We start from the raw sequence: 17,622 nt of genomic DNA, 5'->3' as shown, positions 1-17,622 counted from the left end.
CCTCGGATCAGTTCGGGTGCAGGCCGGGGAACTCCAGCCCCATCGATTCGGGCAGGCCGTACCGGACGTTCAGGCACTGCACGGCGTTGCCCGCCCCGCCCTTCACCAGGTTGTCCAGCGCGGAGATCACGGTGACGTTGGTGGCGCCGTCCTCCAGCGCGAAGCCGACGTCGCAGTAGTTGGAACCGGACAGGATCTTCGAGTCCGGGAAGCGGTGCAGGCCGCGCCGGTGCGCGACGACCCTGATGAAGGGCTCGTCGCCGTAGCGGGCGCGGTAGGCGCCGCGGATGGCCTTCTCGTCCACGCCCGGCGTCAGGCGCGCGTTGCACAGGAGCTGGACGCCGCGCACGGCCTCCACCCCGGTCGCCGTCATGTTCACCGGCAGCCCGGTGGCCTGCGCGATCTCGGCCTCGTGGCGGTGCCTGGTCGGGGCGAAGACGCGCATCGCCCCGCTCCGCTCGGCGTGCAGGTTCTCCGGCCCCGCCTTCGCCCCGGCGCCGGATGAGCCGGTCCTGGCGTCGACCGCCAGGCCGCCCTCGATCAGCCCCGCCTCGGCCAGCGGCACGAGGGCGAGGATGCCGGCGGTGGCCATGCAGCCGGGCACGCTGATCCGGCCGGCCGTGCGCAGGCGGTCCCGGTGCAGCTCGGCCAGGCCCTGGACGAACGTCTCGATCAGTTCGGGCGACTCGTGCGGCACGCCGTAGTAGTCCTCGTACACTCCCGGGTCGTGCAGCCGGAAGTCGCCGGACAGGTCGATGATCGTGTCGGCCAGCGGCAGGAACTCCGGCATCCGGCGCATCGTCTCGCGATGCGGCGTGGCCAGGAACACCGCGTCGTAGCGGCCGAGCTGCTCCTCGTCACAGAAGGTCAGCCGGGTGCGGCCGCGCAGGTTGGGGTGGATGTTGTCGATCGGGCGCCCGCGCAGGGTGCGCGACGTGGCCGCCGCGACCTCGACGCCCGGGTGGGAGATGAGCAGGCGCAGGAGCTCGCCGCCGATGTATCCGGCCGCTCCGACGACCGCGACGCGCAGCTTGCCGTCGTCGCGCAGTATGGCCTTGCGGTGAAGACTGTCGTTCATTCCGCCCTCGCGATGAAGTGAGCCGCGATGGCGTCAGCCACGTCGACTCTCGAACCGTGGGCTTCCTGGAAGCCTCTGAACTCCACACGGTCGTTGACCTCGAGCACGGTCAGCTGACCGTCTCCGTTCTCCATGAGGTCCACGCCCGCGATGTCCGTCCCGACCGCGGCCGCCGCGGCGACCGCGAGGTCGGCGTGGTCGGGGCCGAGGGTGAGAGGCTCGCTGACGGCCCCTCTCGCCACGTTCGTGCGCCAGTGCGTGCTGCGGCGGAAGGTCCCGCCGAGCGCGCGGCCGCCCACGACGATCACACGGATGTCCCGATCCGCCTTGGCCACCAGCTCCTGCAGGTAGATGACGTGCGCCTGCGGGGAGGGCAGCGCGGCGACGTGCTCGAGCACGGTCGCGGCGGTCTCGTGGTCGGGGACCTTGGTGACCAGCCGGCCCCAGGATCCGACCAGCGGCTTGATGACCGCCGGGTAGCCGAGCTCGTCGAGCGCGGCCAGCGCGGACTCCGGCGTGAGCGCCAGGGTGGTCCTGGGCGTCGGCAGCCCCGCGCCGAGCAGGGCGGCCGAGGCGTGCCACTTGTCGCCGCTGATGTGCGTGGCGTGCGAGGAGTTGAGCACGCTCGCCCCCGCCGCCTCCAGGGCGCTCGCCGCGTAGAGCGCCCTGAAGTAACCGACTTCACGATTGAGTACGCACTTTTCCGCGTGCTCCGCTTTCTCGGAGTCGCCGGATACGAACAGCTCGCGGGAATCGAGATATTCGTAGGAGGCACCGCGCCGTTCGAGCGCGGTCATGATCGCTTTTTCCTCGAATCTCACCCGCGACGCGAGGACGGAAAGGCGTGGCGCCGGCATCGTTACTCGCCCCAGTCTTCCTCGACCTCGGGCGCGAGAGTGAGCGCCGGGGGCTCGATCGAGTCGATCTCCAACTCGATCGAGCAGTCCTGGCACTCGATGATCTCGCCTGGGCGCGCGTCCGACTCGAACGGCACCGTGGCCGCGCACTCCGGGCACTCGGCCGCCGCTTCCATCACCTTCTGCATCAGGTCGCCCCTTCCACAATTGGTCCACTGCATTTCATGGAGACCGTAACCCGGCGGCCGGTGATATCTCCAACAAAAGCTGCTGTTCACTGTGAGCAGGGGCGCTTATCGCCGAACATCAATAATCGTGTGCAGGTCAGAGCATAAGAAGAGCTTCTGCCGGGGGCCGTAATTTAATCTGTTCCGCCGCTTACGCTCGCCTTGGTAATCAATTATTCACATGGAAAGCGAGCCCCCATGCTGACGACTTCCGAACGCGGGACCGAGGCCACTCCGGGCGAGCTGTTCGCCGCGGCCGTGACCGAGGAGACCACGTCGGTGCCCTTCCGCACCCACCTGCCCGCGGCGTTCCCGCTGTTCGCCACCCGTCCTCGCTACGCGGTACGTCACCTGCTGCGCACCGCCGACGTGCCCGACGAGCCGTACACGTTCGTGTACGAGCCGCCGAAGGGCGAGCTCGGCGAGGTCGGCAACTCCTACGCGGCCACCCCGGAGGCGGCCTTCGCACCGCGCCTGGCCCAGGCGCGGATGACCGATCTCAGCGTCACGATGCCCATCCCCGACGGCCTGCTCGACGACCCCCAGCTGCTCGCCCAGTACATCGACTTCCGGGTGCTGGTCAGGCTCTCGGTCGTGGAGAACGAGTCGCTGCTGCACGGCACCGCCGACGGCGCGATCACCGGCCTGCTGTCCCAGCCCGGGATGCGGCACGCGCGTACCGGCCGGACCCTGGAGGAGGCCGTGACCTGGGCCGCCGCCCGGGTCGAGGAGACCGGCGGCTCCTGCGACGGCATCGTCGCGCACCCGTCGGTCTACTGGGAGCTGGTGCGCCTGGGCGCGCTGGCCAGGCTGGCCGGGGCCGGCGTCAAGGTGTCGCGGACCCGCATGATCCCCAGCGACCGGCTGCTGCTCGGCGACTTCAGCGCCGCGGCGACGCTGCTGCTGCCCGGCGTGGCCGACATCACGCGCGACGGCGACCAGGTCACGGCCACCTCCCGGGTGGGCCTGGCGGTCCGGCTGCCGCAACACCTGATGACGCTGGCCTGGGGCGGCGAGCATGGCTGAGCCCAAGGTCCTGTACATCACCGGCTGGATGCGCAGCGGCAGCACCCTGCTCGGCAACGTGCTGGGCGAGCTGCCCGGCGTCCTGCACGCCGGTGAGCTGCACTACCTGTGGCACAACGGGGTGCTGAAGGCCGGCACCAACTCCACCTGCGGCTGCGGCGCCGAGGTCACCAAGTGCGCGCTGTGGTCGCGGGTGCTGGCCGCCGGCGGCGACGGCAGGCACGAGACGGCCAGGCGGATGGTCCGCGCGCAGCACGCGCTGCTGCGCACCAGGCACGTGCGGGCCAGGCTGGCCGAGTCGCGCGGCGCCACCGAGCGCGCCGCCGGGCTGGACGCGACCGTCGGGCGGACCGCCGCGGTCTACCGCAGGCTGGCCGGGCTGGGCGGCGAGCGCCTGATCGTGGACGGCTCGAAGTACCCGGCCGAGGCGGCCGCCCTGCTGGGGCGCTCCGACCTCGACGTCCGGGTGCTGCACGTGGTCCGCGATCCGCGCCCGACCGCCTACTCCTACAAGCGGGCCAAGGACTACATCGACCCGATGAGCCCGGCCCGCAGCAGCGGCTACTGGAGCGCGTTCAACCTCGCCTCCGAGCTGATCGGCCGCGCCTTCCCCGGCCGCTACCTGCGCGTCAGGCACGAGGACCTGTGCCGCGACCCGCGCGCGGTGGTGACGGAGGTCATGCGCTTCGCCGGCCTGGACGGCGAGCCCCCGGTGGACGAGTCGGGCGGGGTCGTGCTCGGCCGCAACCACACGGTCACCGGCAACCCGGACCGGCTCTCGACCGGCCGGGCCGTGATCCGCGCCGACGAGCGCTGGCGCGAGGGCCTGACCTCGCGCGAGATCGCCGAGGCCACCGGCCCGGCGCTGCCGCTGCTGGTGCGCTACGGCTACCCGCTGCTGCCGATCAAGCCCGTCAAGGAGGCCAGGAAATGGATCTGGGCCTGACGGGCCGCGTCGCCATGGTGGCGGCCTCCAGCAGCGGGCTCGGCCTGGCCGTGGCCAAGGCGCTGGCGGCCGAGGGCGCGACGCTGTCCATCTGCGGCCGTGACCCGGACAAGCTGGCCAAGGCGCACGTCGAGGTCAACGCGATGGGCGAGGCGGACGTGCTGAGCATCCCGGTGGACCTGCGCGACGAGCAGGCCGCGGCGTGCTGGGTGGACCGCACCGCCAACCACTTCGGCGGCATCGACATCCTCGTCACCAACACCGGCGGCGTGCCGTTCGGCCCGGTGGACGCGTTCGGCGTGGCCGACTACCGCGCGGCCATCGACGGCAACCTGCTGCCGCACATCAGCCTCACGCTCGCCGCCCTGCCCATCATCAGGGAGGGCGGCTGGGGCCGCGTCATCATGATGGCCTCGGAGTCGGTGCGCCAGCCGCACCCGGAGAGCGGGCTGTCGTCGGTGGCCAGGCTCGGGCTGCTGGGCTACATGAAGGGGCTGGTGCACGCGCTCGGCGCGAGCGGAGTCACCGTCAACGTGCTGGCGCCGGGCTTCCACCGCACCCCCATCCTGGACGTGCAGTTCGGCGACGACGTGGAGGCCGAGCTGGCCCGGGTGGCCGAGCGCATCCCGCTCGGCCGGGTCGGGAACGCCGCCGACTTCGGCGCGCTGGCCGCCTTCCTCGCCAGCGACCAGGCCTCGTACGTGACCGGCACGGTGCTGCTGGCCGACGGCGGCAACACCCGTGGGATCAGTTGAAGAGGAGCCGAAGCATGTCCGTGCTCGGACACGTCGCCAGCACCCGCACGGCGGCCCTGTACGTCATCAAGATCGGAAGCGCCAGCCTGGCCCACGACGGGGTCTTCGACGAGCTGGCCAACCTGCGGGCCCGGGGCGCGCGGCTGCTGCTCGTGGCGGGCGGCGCGGCCGGGATCGCCAGGCACTACGCCGACATCGGCCGGCCCATGCGGACCATGCGGATGCGCGGCGACGAGGTGCGTTACTGCCCGCCTGAGGAGATGCCGCACATCGTGGCCGCCTACGAGCGGGTGACGCTGCCGCGGGTGCGCCAGGCGCTGTCGGAGCGCGGGCTGCGGGTGTTCACCGCGGTCGCGCAGACCGGGGCGCTGGTGTCGGCCCAGGCCAACCCGCCGGTGCGGGCCGAGCTCGACGGCCGGCCGAGCGTGGTGCGCGACCACCGCGCCGGCCGGGTCAGCTCGGTGGACGCCGACAGCCTCGGCCAGCTGCTGGAGGTGTTCGACGTGGTCTGCCTGTCGCCGCCGGTGGCCGACGAGGCCGGCGGCTCGGCGCTGAACGTGGACGCCGACGTGCTGGCCGCCGAGGTGGCCAACGCGCTCGACGCCGACCATCTGCGGCTGGTCACCGGCACGGCCGGGCTGCTGTCCGACCCGTCCGACCCGGGCAGCGGCATCCCGCACATCCACCGGGGCGAGGGCCAGGAGTACGCGCGCGGCCGGATGCGCCAGAAGGTGCGGGCGGCCGAGATCGCCATGAACGGCGCCGCCGACGTGGCCATCACCGGCCCGCACATGCTCTCCCCCGCCTCCGGCACCCGGTTCTGGCGGGCGCCGGCCCCGGCCGCCGACCTGTCGCTGCTGTCGCGGGTGGTGGAGATCTCCTCGGTCTCCTGCGACGAGCGGGAGCTGGCGGAGTTCCTGGTCGACTGGTGCACGGAACACGGCATCCACGCCCAGGTCGACGCGGCGGGCAACCTGGTCGCCACCCGGGGCACCGGCCCCGAGCGGCTGCTCATGCTGGGCCACCTGGACACCGTCCCGCATCGCTGGCCGGCCCGGTGGGAGGGCGAGACGTTGTGGGCCCGCGGCAGCGTGGACGCCAAGGGCAGCCTGGTGGCCTTCCTGGAGACGCTGGCGGAGATGGACGTGCCCGCGCACGCGCAGATCCGCGTCATCGGCGCGGTCGAGGAGGAGTGCACCGCGCGCGGCGCGTTCTTCGTCCGGGACCACTACCCGGCCGACGCCGTCATCATCGGCGAGCCGAGCGGCGCCGAGGCGCTGACGATCGGCTACTACGGCCTGCTCAAGGTACGGCTGAGCGTCAGCGAGCCGGTCGGCCACACCGCCGGCCACGGCGTCGTCACCGCGGCCGACCGCATGGTGCACGTGCTGGGCCGGCTGCGCGACGAGATCGCCGCCGCCTCGCCCAACGCCATGCTGGCCGTGCTCGGCATCCACGCGGTCAACGCCGGACATCTGCAGCAGGGAGAGGCGGTCTTCGATGTACGTGTGCCGCAGGAGACGCCGGTCGAGGACCTGGTCGCGCTGGTGCGGCAGGTCGCCGAGGCGGTGGGCGTGGAGGTGCTTCGAGCGACTCCCGGTGTGATCACGCCCAGGAAAAGCCCCTTGGTGAAGGCGTTCTCGCGGGCCTTCCGCGAGGCCGGCGCGACGCCGCGCTTCCTGGCCAAGAAGGGCAGCAGCGACATGAACACCCTGGCCACGACCTGGGCGGACGTGCCCATGGTGGCCTACGGCCCGGGTGACGCCGCGCTCGATCACACCCCGGAGGAACGGCTCGGGGCCGCGGAGTTCAGGCGCGCCAAAGACGTGCTCACCAGGGCGGTCACGAGCTGGGTGAGGGAACGAGAGAGGACGACACCGTGACGATCACTACCGAAGGGCTCCACCTGCTGTCCCATCTGGACACGCTGGAGGCGGAGGCCGCGCACATCATCAGAGAGACCATGGGCGAGTTCGAACGGCCCGTGCTGCTGTTCTCCGGCGGCAAGGACTCGGCCGTCATGCTGCACCTGGCGCTGAAGGCGTTCGCCCCGGCCCCGCTCCCGTTCCCGCTGCTGCACGTCGACACCGGGCACAACTTCCCGGAGGTCATCGGCTACCGGGACCGGATCGTGGCCGCGAACCGGCTGCGCCTGCGCGTGGCCTCGGTGCAGGACTACATCGACCGGGGCGAGCTGGTGGAGCGGCCGGGCGGCTCGCGCAACCAGCTCCAGACCGGCCCGCTGCTCGACGCCATCACGGCCGGCCCCTTCGACGCGGTCTTCGGCGGCGGGCGCAGGGACGAGGAGAAGGCGCGGGCCAAGGAGCGGGTGTTCTCGCCGCGCGACGAGTTCGGCGCGTGGGACCCGCGGCGTCAGCGGCCCGAGTTGTGGGACCTGTACAACGGCAGGATCATGCCGGGCGAGCACGTCCGGGTCTTCCCGCTGTCGAACTGGACCGAGCTCGACGTCTGGCAGTACATCGCCAGGGAGGAGATCGAGCTGCCGTCGATCTACTACGCCCACGAGCGTGACGTCTTCGAGCGGCGCGGCATGCTGCTGGCGCCCGGCTCGTGGGGCGGCCCGCGGCCGACCGAGAAGGTGCACCGGCGGCTGGTGCGTTACCGCACGGTCGGCGACATGTCCTGCACCGGCGCGGTGGACTCGGCGGCGACCACGATCGACGAGGTCATCGAGGAGATCACGGCGTCGAGGGTGACGGAGCGGGGCGCGACCCGCGCCGACGACCGTGCCTCCGAGGCGGCCATGGAGGACCGCAAGCGGGAGGGGTACTTCTGATGGAGACGACGCTCCTGCGCTTCGCCACCGCCGGTTCGGTGGACGACGGTAAGTCCACGCTGGTGGGGCGGCTGCTGTACGACACCAAGACGGTGCTGGCCGACCAGCTGGAGGCGGTCGAGCTGGCCTCGCGCAAGCAGGGCCACGAGGGGGCGGCGCTCGCGCTGCTCACCGACGGCCTGCGGGCCGAGCGCGAGCAGGGCATCACCATCGACGTGGCCTACCGCTACTTCGCCACGCCGCGCCGGCGCTTCATCCTGGCCGACACGCCGGGGCACGTGCAGTACACGCGCAACATGGTCACCGGCGCGTCCGGGGTCGAGCTGGTGCTGCTGCTGGTGGACGCGCGCAAGGGCATCAGCGCGCAGACCAGGCGGCACGCGGCCGTGGCCGCGCTGCTGCGGGTCCCGCACGTGGTGCTCGCGGTCAACAAGATGGACCTGGTGGACTTCTCCGAGGACGCCTTCGCCGAGATCGCCGGGCAGTTCACGGCGCTGGCGGCGGGTCTGGGCGTCGACGAGGTGACCGCCATCCCGGTCTCCGCGCTCACCGGCGACAACGTGGCGGTGCCCTCGCCGAACATGGACTGGTACGGCGGCCCGACCGTCCTGGAGCTGCTGGAGACCGTGCGCACGGTCGAGGATCCGGCGCGCGCTCCGATGCGGCTGCCGGTGCAGTACGTCATCAGGTCCACCGGCCGGCGCGCCTACGCCGGGCGCATCGCGGGCGGCGTGCTGCGCGCGGGCGAGCGGGTCACGGTGCTGCCCAGCGGGCGCAGCGCGACCGTGTCCGGGATCGACGTGCTGGGCCGTCCGGTGCCCCTGGCCTGGGCGCCCCAGTCGGTCGCCGTCGCGCTCGACGCCGACCTGGACGTGTCGCGCGGGGACCTCATCGTCCCGGCCAACGCGGCGCCGACGCTCACCACCCGCCTCGACACGACCGCGTGCCACCTGCACGAGCGGCCGCTGACGCGGGGCGAGCGGATCCTGGTCAAGCACGGCACGCGCACGGTGCAGGCCGTGGTCGAGGAGATCGAGCCCTGCCCCTGGCTGGACGACCTGACCTGCGAGCCGGCGGCCGAGCAGTTGAAGGTCAACGAGATCGCGCGGGTGGTGTTGCGGACCTCGACGCCTCTGGCGATCGACCCGTACGCCGAGTCGCGCACCACCGGCGCCTGCCTGCTGATCGATCCGGCGGACGGCGCCACCCGAGCGGCCGGCGTCATCAGCGGCTGACGGCCGGTCACCAGAAAGCCGGGACCTCTTCGCGGCGGGTCCCGGCTTTTGCCGTGTCATCCCGCACCCCCTCAATCGGCGAACGGGTAGCCGCGCAGCGCGTTCTGCAGGGCCTTCTTGGCGATCCTGACGAACCCGGGGGTCGCGGAGCCGGTGGAGACGGCCATCGTGACCGGGATGGGTCCGGGCGGCTCGGGCAGGGAGAACCTGACCGTCCTGGGCAGTCCCCACAGCTCGTCGCCGTTGGCCACCAGGCAGGCCACGCCCAGCCCGGCCTTGGCCGCGGCGCGTAACCCGACGAGTTCCGAGCCCTCGTAGGCGACCCGCCAGGGCACGTCGGAGGCGTTGAACGCCTCCAGGATGCGGCTGCGCAGCGTGCACGGCTCGGTGAACAGCGTCAGCGGCAGTGCGGCGCCCTCGCCGTGCGCCGGCTGGCCGAACCAGTCCATGCGCATGTGGCCGAGCTCGTAGTTGCCGGTGCTGGGCCGCGGCGGGCGCGGCTGGAGCAGCAGCGCCAGGTCGAGCTGGCCGGTGGACACCTGTCCCTCCAGCGATTCGCTCAGGCCGGTGCGCACGCTGACCTGGGCGTGCGGCATGCCCCTGGCCAGCAGGCGCAGGATGTCCGGCAGCGCCTCGGCGAGCTGGTCGCCGATGCCGATCGACACCCGCACGTTGCCGGGCGGCGGCACGAACCGGTCGACGGCCTCGTCGTTGAGCGCCACGATGCGCCGGGCGTAGCCGAGCAGTTCCTCGCCCTGCGGGCTGAGCCTCAGCTCGCGGCCGGTCGAGACGAAGATGGGGCCCTTGATGAGGTTGCCGAGCTGGCGGATCTGCTGGCTGACGGCGGGCTGGGTCACGTGCAACGCCTCCGCGGCCCGCCGGAAGCCGCCCAGGTCGACCACCGCCACCAGAGCTCTCAGGCGGTTTATCTGCAGATCGTGATACATTTCTCCCTCTTGGTTTCACAGAAATGACGTTTGAAAAGCGCCGGGGAGCGGAGAAAACGCCGGCTCCCCGGGGTTTCTTCTTTTCCGTCCGCATCACCTCCCGCGAGCGTCTCCGGCGTACCTCAGTACGGCAGCGGGACGCCGCTGGGAGTGCGCGTGTCGAGGTCGGCGTAGTTTCGCGCCTGACGCCGCTTCGACCTGCGGTTCGTCGTCTTCTGTTGGGATCTGCTGATCTGAACCTGTCGCATGATCTCCCCCAATCGTTCGATATGGACGGGGATCACGCTAGGACGCGGGGCTCGCCGGGCCTACACATATGGCCACGAGCCCTATGTGAAACTTTCACATCCCACAAATGACGGGAAAACTATGCCCGCCGGCCGCCGGGATTCAGACTCATGCTTCGTCGGATCAAATCAGAGCCCGAGGAGCACGCGATGGCCATCACTCTCGCGGACCGCGACTGGCGCTTCACCGAGCGCGTCATGAGGGCCTGGAGTCACCAGGAGAGCGCTGCCACCAGGCACTATGAGAGTCATGTCCTCATCGAGGACCTCGATCATCCCACGCCCGTCTGCGCACCATGGAGCTATTGCGGATGAACACCGTAGACGTGGCGGGCCCCCCGCTCATCGGATTCAAGCGCCATCTCAGAGCGGCCACGATCCCCGGAGAGGCCGTCTACCTCACCTCCTCCCGAGGCACCATCGCCCTCTCGGGGGCGCAGATCCAGCAACTCGCCCCGCTGCTCGACGGCAGCCACAGCCTGGCCGAGGTCCAGGAGCGCACCGCGATCTCCCCCGCCGAGCTGGGCCGCCTGCTCGGCCGGCTGGCGCAGGCCGGCCTGGTGAGCACCCGCAGCCCCGCGGCGCCGAACGGCGACGCGGCCGCCGAAGCCTACTGGGACCTGGCCAGCATGGACGCCGACCGGGCCATCACGGGCCTCACGCAGGCGCCGGTCCGCCTCGTCGCACTGGGCGGCGTGGACGCGAACCAGGCGGCGCAGGCGCTGAAGGCCATGGACATCACCCTCGCGGAGACCGAGACCGGCCCGGGCCCCGGCTTCTCCCTGGTGCTGTGCGACGACTACCTCGACCCCGAGCTGGCCAGGATCAACGAGCTGCGGCTGGCCGACGGCCAGGCCTGGCTGCTGGCCAAGCCGACCGGCGCCGACCTGTGGATCGGCCCCGTCTTCCAGCCCGGTCACGGGCCGTGCTGGGACTGCCTGTCCACCCGGCTGCGCGGGCACCGGCGCGGCGAGGCGCGGCTGCGCAGCGCCCTGTCAGGCCCGATCAGCCCGCCCGAGGCTTCGCTGCCCCCCACCCGCGCGCTCGGCCTGCAGCTGGCCGCGCTGGAGACCGCCAAGTGGCTGGCCGGTCGTCGGGACGAACGCCAGGACAGCGTATGGACGCTCGACACCATCTCTCTGGAGGGCCGCCGCCACCGCGTGGACCGGCGCCCGCAGTGCCCCTCGTGCGGAGACACCGGCCTGGTCCCGGCCCGAGTGACCCGCCCCGTCATCATCGCCTCCAGGGACAAGAGCGCCCTGGACGGCAACGGGCACCGCGCACTGGCCCCCGAGCAGGTGTGGCAGTCCTACCGGCACCTGGCCGACCCGATCACCGGCATCACCGACGCGATCCAGCGCGACCCGCGCAGCCCGTCGTTCCTGCACTGCTACCTGTCCGGGCCGAACCTGGCGATGGCCGACGACAGCCTGTCGGCCCTGCGCGCCGGGCTGCGCCACCAGAGCGGCGGCAAGGGCAGCACCGAGCTCGAGGCCAGGGTGGGCGCCCTGTGCGAGGCCGTCGAACGTTACTGCGGCGCGCGCATGGGCGACGAGCCCACCGTGCGCGGCAGCTTCCGCGACCTGGGCGCCGGGCGGGCCGTGCACCCCGACGCCGTGCAGCTCTTCGACGCCCGCCAGTTCGCCGGCCGCCGCGACTGGAACGAGGCCGCCATGGCCTACCAGCGCATCCCCGAGCCGTTCGACGACGACGAGGTCATCGACTGGACGCCGGTGTGGTCCCTCACCGGCGACCGGCACCGGCTGGTCCCCACCGACCTGCTCTACTTCACCAGGAACGGCCACCCGGCGCTGCGCGCCAACTCCAACGGCAACGCCGCGGGCGCCAGCGTCGAGGACGCGATCGTGCAGGGCTTCCTCGAATTGGTGGAACGCGACGGGGTAGCACTGTGGTGGTACAACCGAACCTGCCAGCCCGCCGTGGACCTCGACTCCTTCCACGACCCGTGGATCGACGACCTGCGCGAGCGGTACCGGAGCGTCGGCCGTGAGTTCTGGGTCCTCGACGTCACCTCCGACCTGGGCATCCCGGTCATGGCGGCGATCTCCCGGCGGATCGACAAGCCGGCCGAGGACATCATGCTGGGCTTCGGCGCCCACTTCGACCCCCGGGTCGCCCTCCGCCGGGCGCTGACGGAGCTCGGCCAGCTCCTGCCGTCCGTGGTCGGGGCCAAGGCCGACGGCTCCGGCTACGGCCAGGCCGAGCCGAACATCCGGCACTGGTGGGAGACGGCCACGACGGCCAACCAGCCGTACCTGATGCCCGACGTCGACCAGAAACCGAAGGATCTGAGCGCATATGCGTACACACCGAACGGCGACCTGCGAGACGACATCGACCACCTCGTCGAGCTGGCGCGCGAGCGCGACCTGGAGGTTCTCGTTCTCGACCAGACCCGGCCGGACGTCGGCCTGCCGGTCGTCAAGGTCATCGTCCCCGGACTCCGGCACTTCTGGGCCCGTTTCGCCCCCGGCAGGCTCTTCGACGTCCCCGTACGGCTGGGTCGTCTCGCCGAGCCGACCGGCTACGACGAGCTCAACCCCATCCCCCTGTTCATGTGAACCACGACGCGACTGGAGCAGAGCCATGCCAGGCGGACAGCCCGCACCGCCTTTCCCCCTGTGGTCGTTCCGCGAGGACGTGTACATCGAGCCGCTGCCCGAGCAGGGCATCGTGATGGTGCACAGCCGCTGGGAGGACGCCGCCCTGCCGCTGCCGGCCCCCGCCGTGCTGGAGGCCATGCGGCGGATGGGCCTCGGGCCCATCTCCCTCGACAACGTCATCACCGACGACGCCGACCGGCGGGAGCTGGCCGAACTGCTCGACGGCATGCAGCACCTGGTGGTGCGCTCGTTCGGGCTCGACCCCGAGCAGCCGCTGATCTCGGTGGTGCCGCTCACCCAGCAGGCGCGCTTCCGCCTGCCCGAGCGGCCGGTGAGCCACCCGGTGCGCCTGTCGCGGTTCGCGGTCATCAGGACCGACGGCAACCACTACGTCATCGAGTCGCCGCTGTCGCTGCACCGGGTCATCCTGCACCGCGCCGACGCGATGGCCCAGATCGGCACGCTGATCCGGCCGGCCGTCCCGGCCGCGCACGAGCCCGACTCGGTGATCTCCTACCTGCTGGCCACCGGCATGGTGGTGCAGGCCGAGGGCGGTGACCCGTTCCAGCCGGTGCGTTTCGCCGAGGACCGCGACCCGGCGCTGGTCGCCTGGTCGCCGCTCGACCTGATGTTCCACACGCGGTCCACGCTGGGCCGGCACGACCAGGACTTCGGGGCGACGTACCCGCTGGGCGAGCAGTGGGCGGTGGAGCCGGTCGTGAAGCCGGTCACGACCGAGGGCGCGGTGGCGCTGCCGCGGCCGAAGTGGGAGGAGCTGGTGGCCACCGACCCGCCGCTCACCACCGCGGTCGAGGCCAGCGAGCACACCCGCCGCTACGACGAGCAGCCGCTGACGATCGAGGAGCTGGGCGCGCTGCTCTACCGCACCGCCCGGGTGCGCGCGCTGGTCGGCTCGTCGCAGGAGAGCTCGACGACCTCGACCAGCGACCGGCCGTACACCAGCAGCGGGAGCTGCTACGAGCTGGAGCTGTACGTCACCGTGGACCGCTGCGTGGGCCTGCGCGGCGGCGTCTACCACTACGACCCGCTCGGCCACCGGCTCGAACCGCTGCCCGCGGACCCGGCCACGGCCGGGGAGCTGCTGGAGATGGGCCGCGTGGCCGCCGACCTGGACGGCACCCCGCCTGCCCTGATCACCATCACCGCGCGCTTCCGCCGGCTGTCGTGGAAGTACAACGGGCTCAGCTACTCGCTGGTGCTGAAGAACGTGGGCGCGCTCACCCAGACGCTGTCGCTGGTCAGCACCGCCATGGGGCTGGCGGCCTGCCGGGTGGACAGCGGCGACACCGACCTCGCGCCGCGGGCGTTCGGCCTGGACTGGCGGGTGGAGTCGAGCGTCGGCGGGTTCGTGGTCGGCCATCGCGCCAGGCCGGAGTACGACGGCTCGCCCGAGCGGCACGCGGTCAACGACGCCGATTGGGCGCTCAAGGCCCGCCAGGCACTCGCGTGAGCGGGGCTACCGCAGGTCGAGACCCTGATATAGATTGCGTATAGATGTACGCGATCACCTCGGCTGACGAGGAGGGGGCACCGTCCGGCTTCGGAAGGAGACGGTCGATGGCTGGAGACGCCGGGTTGTCACAGCGTGCCCGGACATGGTGGCGCTCCCGTTCCCACGGTGGAGTCAGGGCGAGCGGTCTCGGCGCGCCCAGGATGGCGCGCGCGGTCACCGCGGCGGTGCTGTTCGGCTACGTGGTCACCACGTCGATCTTCGTGTGGGTGGGCGATCTGCGCGGCCTGGAGCTGGCCGCGTTCGGCGCGTGCCTGGCGGCGGTGTTCGCGCTGCAGCTCGCCCATTCCACCGCCGACGCGCCGGCCTGGCCGGCCGCCGTGCGGGTGGCGACCCTGTCGGCGCAGGCCGCGGCGACGTTCGCGCCGTTCGCGTGGGTGGGGCCGCAGGCGGGCGCGATCGCGGGTTTCCTGGCCGGTTCCATGCTGCTGGCCGTCACGGGCCCGCCGCGCTGGGCGCTGTACGGCGCCGTCGGCGGCGGCGTGCTGGTCGCGCTGTGGAGCGAGGGCATGCCCGCGGTGGACGTGCTGTACAGCGTCTACTTCACGCTGCTCACCGGCCTGATGGTGTACGGCGTCAGTTCCCTGGCCGCGCTGGTCAGCGTGCTGTACGCGGCCCGCGGCGAGCTGGCCCGGATGGCGGTGGCGCAGGAGCGGCTGCGCGTCGCCCGTGACCTGCACGATCTGCTGGGGCACGACCTGTCGGCGATGACGGTCAAGAGCGAGCTGGCCTACCGGCTGCTGCCGTCGGCCGCCGACCGGGCCAGGCAGGAGCTGCGTGACGTGCTGGAGGTGGCCCGCCGCTCGCTGGCCGACGTGCGCGTGGTGGCGGGCGGCTACCGGCCGATGTCGCTGGCCGCCGAGCTGTCCTCGGCCGAGTCGATGCTGGTGGCCGCCGAGATGCGGGTGGAGGTGCGCTTCGGCGGCGAGAGCCTGCCCGAGACGCTGGACACCGTGCTGGCGATCGTGCTGCGCGAGGCGGTCACGAACGTGCTGCGCCACAGCAAGGCCCAGAGCTGCGTGATCGAGGCCGCCGTCGAGGGCGGCACGGTGCGCCTGTGCGTGGCCAACGACGGCGTCGAGCCGGCGCCGGCCCGCGAGTTCGGCGGCGGCGGCGGATCCGGCCTGGGCAACCTGGAGGTGCGGCTGACCGCGATCGGCGGCGAGCTGACGGTCGACGCCGGCGAGGAGTGGTTCCGGCTGACGGCCGAGGCGCCGCTCGACTCGGCGGCCGCCGAGCGCGCGCCCGACGAGACCGCTCCCCCGGGCGTGATCACGTCCCAGCCGTGGCACCTGCGGGTGGCCAGGCTCGTCACCGTCGTGGTGCTGGCCGGGTACGGCCTGCTCATCGTGGTGAACGTGCTCCCGCTCGGCCCGTCGCCGGTGGAGCTGATCGGGTTCGCCGCGTGCGTGGCGGCGCTGGTGGGCGTGCAGATCCTGCTGTCGCTGCGCGAGCCGCGCACCTGGTCGCCGTGGGCGCGCGGCGGCACGCTGGCGCTGCAGGCCGCGATGTCGGCGCTGCCGCTGTCATGGATCGAGGTGCCGTGGGGGTCGATGGGCGGCTTCCTGGCCGGGTCGCTGCTGCTCGCGCTCACCTCCCGCTGGCGGTGGGCCTGGTACGCGGCGGCCGGCCTGGGCGTGCTGCTGGTCTCGCTGGCGGTGGGCGATCCCGCGGAGTGGACGGCGTACCTGACGCTCTCCACGCTGCTGACGGGCCTGGTGGTGTACGGCATCAGCTCGTTGTCCGGCCTGGTGGCGCAGGTGGAGCAGGCCAGGGGCGAGATGGCCAGGCTGGCGGTGACCCGCGAGCGGCTGCGCGTCGCCCGTGACCTGCACGACCTGCTGGGGCACGACCTGTCCGCGATGACCATGAAGAGCGAGCTGGCCTACCGGCTGCTGCCCGGCGCCGTCGACCGGGCGCAGGCGCAGGTGGCGGAGGTGCTGGACATCGCCAGGCAGGCGGTGGCCGGGGTGCGCGCGGTGGCCAGCGGGTACCGGCACATGTCGCTGGCCGCCGAGGTCGACTCGGCGATGTCCACGCTGAGCGCCGCCGGGATCGAGGTGCGGGTGGACGTCCCGGTGGACGCGGTGCCCGAGTCGCTGGACGCGGTGTTCGCGGTCGTGCTGCGCGAGGCCGTCACGAACGTGCTGCGGCACAGCGACGGCGCCACCTGCGCGGTCGCGGCCACGGTGGACGAGCGCGAGGTGCGGATGAGCGTCACCAACGATGGCGCGCCGGCCGGCGCGGCGCCGCCGCTGGAGGGCGAGACCGGGCTCGGTGACCTGGCGGCCCGGCTGCGCGCGATCGGCGGCCGGCTCGACGTGGAGTCGGACGAGGGCACGTTCCGCCTGGTGGCGGCCACCCCGGTGGCGGCGCTCGTGCCGCCGGCCGCGCCTCGCTGAGCCGAGCACGCTCCCGCCGGGGCGTCCGCCGCGACCCGAACTGACTTCCGAACTGACTGTTGGTCAAGATCAGTCGGCATTGCGAATTCCCCCCGGCTGAGTACCCTTTGGGGCAATCGGTAGGCCTTGTGAGCTCGGCCCGGGCATGGCGGGGATGCGGCTGACAATCGCCTCACCCGGTCGCACGAGGGCGGGGATCCTCGTTCCCCGCTGGACGTTGATCAGGGGGGACGGTACGTTGCTGTCGCTGAAGATCCTCCTCGCCGAGGACGTGCACATGGTCCGCGGGGCGCTGGCGACCCTGCTCGACCTGGAACCGGACCTGACCGTGGTGGCCCAGGTCGACAGCGGCGACAAGATCGTCCCGATGGCGCTGCAGACCCGTCCGGACGTCGCCATCATCGACGTCGACCTGCCGGTGATCGACGGGCTGTCGGCGGCCGAGGAGCTGCACGCCAAGCTGCCCACCTGCCGCACGCTCATCCTGACCGGGCTGGGCCGTCCCGGCACGCTGCGCCGGGCGCTGTCGGTCTCGGTGTCCGGGTTCCTGCTGAAGGACCAGCCGTCCGACCGGCTGGCGCAGGCGGTGCGCGAGGTGGCCGCGGGCCGGCGCATCGTCGACCCGCAGCTGGCGCTGATGGCCTGGGACGTCGGCGAGATGCCGCTGTCGGGCCGCGAGATCCAGGTGCTCAGGCTGGCGGCGGGGGGCGCGGAGCCGCCGGAGATCGCCGCGGCCATGCACGTGTCGGTGGGGACCGTGCGCAACTACCTGACGAAGATCGTCACCAAGCTGAACGCCAGGAACCGGGTGGACGCCATCCGCATCGCCACCGAGGCCGGCTGGATCTGACCCCCGCTCCCCGCGGCGCGGGAAGCCGGGCGGTGCGGGGAGCGGGGGTCAGATCCAGCC

General features: G+C 72.2%; 14 protein-coding genes. 10 read left to right on the top strand and 4 right to left on the bottom strand.

The features are described from left to right. Positions 1-7 precede the first annotated feature (7 nt). The 3 genes from argC to lysW are packed head-to-tail and all read right to left on the bottom strand — an operon-like array spanning position 8 to position 2,123. Positions 8-1,078, bottom strand: a complete 1,071-nt coding sequence (gene argC, locus HII36_RS20540; RefSeq protein WP_173524846.1) for an N-acetyl-gamma-glutamyl-phosphate reductase — start codon at positions 1,076-1,078, stop codon at positions 8-10. Further along, on the bottom strand, positions 1,075-1,935 hold the full coding sequence (locus HII36_RS20535; protein ID WP_173524845.1) for a RimK family alpha-L-glutamate ligase: 861 nt from the start codon (positions 1,933-1,935) through the stop codon (positions 1,075-1,077). Before HII36_RS20535 ends, argC begins: the two co-directional genes overlap by 4 nt. Positions 1,936-1,937: 2 nt before the next feature. Continuing rightward, a complete protein-coding gene (gene lysW, locus HII36_RS20530; RefSeq protein ID WP_236003685.1) occupies positions 1,938-2,123 on the bottom strand; it encodes a lysine biosynthesis protein LysW in 186 nt (61 codons plus the stop codon). A gap of 237 nt (positions 2,124-2,360) precedes the next feature. Between lysW and HII36_RS20525 the strand changes: the two genes are divergently transcribed. The 6 genes from HII36_RS20525 to HII36_RS20500 are packed head-to-tail and all read left to right on the top strand — an operon-like array spanning position 2,361 to position 8,921. Then, on the top strand, positions 2,361-3,188 hold the full coding sequence (locus HII36_RS20525; protein WP_217369740.1) for a family 3 encapsulin nanocompartment shell protein: 828 nt from the start codon (positions 2,361-2,363) through the stop codon (positions 3,186-3,188). Next, a complete protein-coding gene (locus HII36_RS20520; RefSeq protein ID WP_173524844.1) occupies positions 3,181-4,134 on the top strand; it encodes a sulfotransferase in 954 nt (317 codons plus the stop codon). The genes HII36_RS20525 and HII36_RS20520 overlap by 8 nt, the downstream gene beginning before the upstream one ends. Next, complete coding sequence (locus HII36_RS20515) at positions 4,119-4,889, top strand: SDR family NAD(P)-dependent oxidoreductase (RefSeq protein WP_173524843.1); 771 nt, start codon at positions 4,119-4,121, stop codon at positions 4,887-4,889. The genes HII36_RS20520 and HII36_RS20515 overlap by 16 nt, the downstream gene beginning before the upstream one ends. 14 nt (positions 4,890-4,903) lie before the next feature. Then, the gene (locus HII36_RS20510) at positions 4,904-6,772 is read left to right on the top strand and encodes a M20/M25/M40 family metallo-hydrolase (protein WP_173524842.1); all 1,869 of its coding nucleotides are present in this window, start codon (positions 4,904-4,906) and stop codon (positions 6,770-6,772) included. Beyond that, positions 6,769-7,686: a sulfate adenylyltransferase subunit CysD gene (cysD, locus tag HII36_RS20505; RefSeq protein ID WP_173524841.1), complete on the top strand. Its 918-nt coding sequence runs from the start codon at positions 6,769-6,771 to the stop codon at positions 7,684-7,686. The genes HII36_RS20510 and cysD overlap by 4 nt, the downstream gene beginning before the upstream one ends. Beyond that, positions 7,686-8,921: a sulfate adenylyltransferase subunit 1 gene (locus HII36_RS20500; RefSeq protein WP_173524840.1), complete on the top strand. Its 1,236-nt coding sequence runs from the start codon at positions 7,686-7,688 to the stop codon at positions 8,919-8,921. The genes cysD and HII36_RS20500 overlap by 1 nt, the downstream gene beginning before the upstream one ends. A 71-nt stretch (positions 8,922-8,992) precedes the next feature. Here HII36_RS20500 and HII36_RS20495 read toward each other — a convergent pair whose 3' ends face one another. Beyond that, positions 8,993-9,868, bottom strand: a complete 876-nt coding sequence (locus HII36_RS20495; protein ID WP_173524839.1) for a LysR substrate-binding domain-containing protein — start codon at positions 9,866-9,868, stop codon at positions 8,993-8,995. Between the two features lie 598 nt (positions 9,869-10,466). Here HII36_RS20495 and HII36_RS20490 point away from each other — a divergent pair. The 4 genes from HII36_RS20490 (at position 10,467) to HII36_RS20475 (ending at position 17,562) form a co-directional block, all read left to right on the top strand. Further along, positions 10,467-12,737 carry a TOMM precursor leader peptide-binding protein gene (locus HII36_RS20490; protein WP_173524838.1) on the top strand — a complete coding sequence of 757 codons (2,271 nt, stop codon included), beginning with the start codon at positions 10,467-10,469 and terminating at the stop codon, positions 12,735-12,737. Positions 12,738-12,762: 25 nt separating this feature from the next. Next, the gene (locus tag HII36_RS20485) at positions 12,763-14,250 is read left to right on the top strand and encodes a SagB/ThcOx family dehydrogenase (protein WP_173524837.1); all 1,488 of its coding nucleotides are present in this window, start codon (positions 12,763-12,765) and stop codon (positions 14,248-14,250) included. A 107-nt stretch (positions 14,251-14,357) separates the two neighbouring features. Continuing rightward, entirely contained in the window at positions 14,358-16,712 is a 2,355-nt protein-coding gene (locus HII36_RS20480) for a sensor histidine kinase (RefSeq protein WP_173524836.1), read from the top strand. A 238-nt stretch (positions 16,713-16,950) separates the two neighbouring features. Continuing rightward, the gene (locus tag HII36_RS20475; RefSeq protein WP_268959567.1) at positions 16,951-17,562 is read left to right on the top strand and encodes a response regulator transcription factor; all 612 of its coding nucleotides are present in this window, start codon (positions 16,951-16,953) and stop codon (positions 17,560-17,562) included. The last annotated feature ends 60 nt before the right edge of the window (positions 17,563-17,622 follow it).

This window comes from Nonomuraea antri (genome assembly GCF_013283785.1).
Lineage (GTDB): Bacteria > Actinomycetota > Actinomycetes > Streptosporangiales > Streptosporangiaceae > Nonomuraea > Nonomuraea antri.
Note: the sequence above shows the minus strand (reverse complement) of the source record. Positions and strands in the feature narration are given on the sequence as shown.

Bases quoted from the DNA above. Each gene is read 5' to 3' on its own strand.
- argC (WP_173524846.1), bottom strand. From the start codon at position 1,078: ATGAACGACAGTCTTCACCGCAAGGCCATACTGCGCGACGACGGCAAG.
- HII36_RS20535 (WP_173524845.1), bottom strand. From the start codon at position 1,935: ATGCCGGCGCCACGCCTTTCCGTCCTCGCGTCGCGGGTGAGATTCGAG.
- lysW (WP_236003685.1), bottom strand. From the start codon at position 2,123: ATGCAGAAGGTGATGGAAGCGGCGGCCGAGTGCCCGGAGTGCGCGGCC.
- HII36_RS20525 (WP_217369740.1), top strand. From the start codon at position 2,361: ATGCTGACGACTTCCGAACGCGGGACCGAGGCCACTCCGGGCGAGCTG.
- HII36_RS20520 (WP_173524844.1), top strand. From the start codon at position 3,181: ATGGCTGAGCCCAAGGTCCTGTACATCACCGGCTGGATGCGCAGCGGC.
- HII36_RS20515 (WP_173524843.1), top strand. From the start codon at position 4,119: ATGGATCTGGGCCTGACGGGCCGCGTCGCCATGGTGGCGGCCTCCAGC.
- HII36_RS20510 (WP_173524842.1), top strand. From the start codon at position 4,904: ATGTCCGTGCTCGGACACGTCGCCAGCACCCGCACGGCGGCCCTGTAC.
- HII36_RS20500 (WP_173524840.1), top strand. From the start codon at position 7,686: ATGGAGACGACGCTCCTGCGCTTCGCCACCGCCGGTTCGGTGGACGAC.
- HII36_RS20495 (WP_173524839.1), bottom strand. From the start codon at position 9,868: ATGTATCACGATCTGCAGATAAACCGCCTGAGAGCTCTGGTGGCGGTG.
- HII36_RS20490 (WP_173524838.1), top strand. From the start codon at position 10,467: ATGAACACCGTAGACGTGGCGGGCCCCCCGCTCATCGGATTCAAGCGC.
- HII36_RS20485 (WP_173524837.1), top strand. From the start codon at position 12,763: ATGCCAGGCGGACAGCCCGCACCGCCTTTCCCCCTGTGGTCGTTCCGC.
- HII36_RS20480 (WP_173524836.1), top strand. From the start codon at position 14,358: ATGGCTGGAGACGCCGGGTTGTCACAGCGTGCCCGGACATGGTGGCGC.